1 protein-coding gene, 1 tRNA gene and 1 pseudogene are annotated in these 3,596 nt (G+C 63.8%); 2 read left to right on the top strand and 1 reads right to left on the bottom strand.

All coding sequences use genetic code 11. From position 1 onward, the window contains the following. Nucleotides 1-828: 828 nt before the first annotated feature. Nucleotides 829-901: transfer RNA gene (locus APZ21_RS05100), tRNA-Ala, on the bottom strand. A 468-nt stretch (nucleotides 902-1,369) separates the two neighbouring features. Here APZ21_RS05100 and APZ21_RS05095 point away from each other — a divergent pair. Both APZ21_RS05095 and APZ21_RS05090 read left to right on the top strand, forming a co-directional pair. Beyond that, on the top strand, nucleotides 1,370-2,593 hold the full coding sequence (locus APZ21_RS05095) for an oxygenase MpaB family protein (protein WP_054812051.1): 1,224 nt from the start codon (nucleotides 1,370-1,372) through the stop codon (nucleotides 2,591-2,593). A gap of 455 nt (nucleotides 2,594-3,048) precedes the next feature. Further along, a pseudogene (locus APZ21_RS05090) lies at nucleotides 3,049-3,596 on the top strand (DNA-directed RNA polymerase subunit beta); the annotation flags it as partial.

Genomic DNA, 3,596 nt, shown 5'->3' with positions numbered 1-3,596 from the left:
TTCCATCGCTGTCAGTGTTCTCGTTCCTGCGCTCTGGAACGCATGGCATAAATGGGGCCAGCGGCGACCGAGCGACTGAAACCGGTCGTGATGACGGATAGGTGCCGGGCCGCCTGGCCGCCAGTGCCGATCCCTGTGATGTCCTGATCAATAGGTCGGCCACATCACCCTCCTAGTTCTGGTGAGGCTCCCTGAGTCGGCAGTAAGAGAATGCACAAGGTCCGAAGGCCACCGGTGAACCCGGTGGCCTTCGGCGTGTTTCTGCGATGATAAAAGCTCGGCCCGTCAAGAACCGGCAATCGATCGCGAGGACAACGTCTCGCGTAGGCATCCTGTCCGATTTATCCACATACTGAGCCTTTTTCATCCTCGTTGAGCGGCTCTGAGTTCGCGGTTCTGGCCCGCATCCTGCCGCGCCTGATCGACGACGCCAATTCCGCCCCGCCGCTATCGCGCACACTGCAATTTATCGGCTCGCTAATGGTGCAGACGCGCCCTGATCCCTGACCGTAAAGGCTTCCGCGACCCGCACAACGTCCGGCGTACGTGGCGCCAAGCTCGCGGAACGGAGTTCGCCTGGATCACCGGCGACGTTCCGCAAGACCGTCGCAACGCTGCTTTCCGACGAGTACGGCGACCAACAGGCAGCGCGCCAACTCGGCCATTCCGACGGCGGGGAGATCGTACGCAAGCACTATGCGGACAAGCCGACCGAAGTAGCGGACTTCACGCGCGCCCTCGACCGGTTCGCAAGCTGAATCCGTGTCATTTCCGTGTCACCGGACCGAAGTCCGGTGATCGCAGACCAGCGTTTTCGCTGGTCAGAAGTGGAGCCTAGGGGAATCGAACCCCTAACCCCTGCCTTGCAAAGGCAGTGCTCTGCCAATTGAGCTAAGGCCCCGTCACACCCGATGGGTCAGCGGGTGGTCACCTGGTGCCAGAGATCGGCATCCTCGCGCTTGCGCAGCTTGGTGATCCCGATGACGACCAGGACGGCGACACCGATCGTGAGGAGAATTTTCATGAGTCCCACCCTACTGTGATGCCCGGCGTGGGCGGCACCTGGGCTGGAGCCTCACCACCGAACACTCTCATTCCCTGGTCAGCGCTGCCATCTTGTCCCGCTGCTCGAATTGCACACTCTTCGAGCATCGTTGCCGACATAACGTAACGGTTGCCGGGTAAACCAGTCAACACGGCTGGTCGCAGCGGCCTTTCGGCGCGGACGAGCGAGCGGGTCCGAGAGATTGACGCAATGAGACGATGATTGCATACTTGTAGCATGGGTGCGGTACCGACCCCGCCCGCCGGCTCGCCATCGCGCCCGCCGAACACCCGCGCACGACCGCCTTCGATGAGGAAGCCGCCAATGACGACGTCCGCGACCATTCCCAGCCGCCATCCCCAGCGTCCGCGCAAAGCGCCCGGACTCGGTCCCTTCGCCATTGTCCTCGGTATTGGCAAACCGTCGCCTGAACGCTGGCAACTGCTCGGTGAGTCCCTCCTGGTCGGCGACGAGCCGATGGATACCCTCATCGAATGGATGTACGCCGCGGGCATGGCCACCACCCGGCCGCTGTTCGAACGCGCGCTGCGTTACGGAATCGACAGCGTTCCCGATGCCCCGCAACCGTTACGCGACTTCTTCACGATGGTCGAGGACACACCCGATTGGGTCGACCAGGATCTGCTGCGCGAAGGTGAGCGCCTGTTCCGCTCCGGCGGCACCGATGGTCTGTACTTCGCCCGCGACGTCTCCTTCCTCGGCGGCTACCTCGCCTCCGGCTTCAACAAGACGCTGATCCGCACCGGCGCCCTGGAGAAGGGGCCGGCGCGGCGTTTCGCGGAGACCTTGCAGTGGGCCATGGACGTGTCCGCGGAGAACGGTATGCAGCGCTTCGGTGTCGGCTACCGCTCCACCCTGCATGTCCGGCTGATCCACTCCCTGGTACGCCGCCACGTCGCCGCGATGCCGGACTGGCGTGCCGACGAATGGGGCCTGCCGATCAACCAGACCGATATGGCCGCGACCCTCGTCGGAGCACTTTTGGCCCCCATCGTCGGCGGCCTCGCCCTCGGCATCGTGCCCTCGCGCGCCGACACCGTCGCCGCCGCGCACCTGACCCGCTACGTCGGCTGGCTTATCGGCGTCGAGGAACAGTGGTTGCCCACCAGCTTCCGCGACGGCGTCGCCATCCTGCATCACTGCCTCACCGCCATCACCAACCCCGACGAGACCAGCCGGCAACTGGCACTCCCCATGGCCGACGATCCCCTGAACTGGTCCTACCCCAACCTGCCCGGCATCCGCGGTCGCCTGGCCCGTGCCCAACACCTGTCGGTCACCAGCGCCTTCCTCGGCCCGAAGGCCATGAAGATCCTCGGCCTGCCCGCCTACATCCCCCCGTGGTACCCCGCACTGCGCATCCCCATCAACCTGGGCCGCACCGCCTACTTCCGCCTCGCGCCCGACGGCCGGGAACGCGCCGAGGCCCTCGGCCGCCGAGACCAGGAAGCCTTCCTGCACCGCCTCATCGGCGACACCACCGCGACAATCGGAGAATCGGCCCCGAAACTCGACCGCACCGCTTGATACCGAAGGGGCAATCGAGCGCGGCGGCGACCGCGCGGGGATATCCTCACCCCAAACTCGCCCTCAGTGGCGGTAAGACACCGAATTCGTCATGCAGCGAGCCTCTCCGCACCTTACGGGGAGGCTCGTTCCGTGTCTGACCGATTACCGCCGGCCACTTGACGAATCGCATATACCGATGCCATTATAAAAATGGGAAGACGCAGGAATATGCGTCTTGGTTTCTGTTGTGTTCTCGACATCGGTCTATTTCGGGTGTAGTTTGAGAATCCGCGCCGGGTCGCGCGCTGTCCAGCCCTCGAAATATGAAATGACCGTGGAAGTGGCACTGTCTGCGAGCCGCATTCCACCCGTTGTTGTCGAGTCTCGTCGGGATGGCGTCCGTCCCTGTGCCCAACGATCCCACAGGACAAGCAGATACCGTGTCGACCGCGCGTGCGCGCGGCCGACGCGAGGTGCTGGAAGGACACATCGTGCCAGTCTCGAATCAGACCGCCGTACCCGGCGCACCGAAACGCCTGTCGTTCGCCAAACTCCGTGAACCGCTGGAAGTTCCGGGGCTGTTGCGGGTGCAGACCGATTCCTTCGAATGGCTGATCGGCGCACCGGCGTGGCGCGCGCGAGCCGCCGCCCTCGGCGAATCTCCCGACGGCGGATTGGCGGAGGTGCTCGCGGAGATCAGCCCGATCGAGGATTTCGCCGCGACCATGTCCTTGACACTGTCCGATCCGAGATTCGAGGAGCCGAAAGCCTCGCTCGAGGAATGCAAGGACAAGGACCTGACATATTCGGCGCCGCTGTTCGTGACCGCCGAGTTCATCAACAACTCCACCGGTGAGATCAAGAGTCAGACGGTTTTCCTGGGTGATTTTCCGATGATGACCGATCTCGGCACCTTCGTCGTCAACGGCACCGAGCGGGTCGTCATCTCGCAGCTGGTGCGTTCGCCGGGCGTCTACTTCGACCACGCGGTCGACAAGGGCACCGAGAAGGATCTGCACAG

Source organism: Nocardia arizonensis, from assembly GCF_001310275.1.
Classification (GTDB): Bacteria; Actinomycetota; Actinomycetes; order Mycobacteriales; family Mycobacteriaceae; genus Nocardia; species Nocardia arizonensis.
Note: the sequence above shows the minus strand (reverse complement) of the source record. Positions and strands in the feature narration are given on the sequence as shown.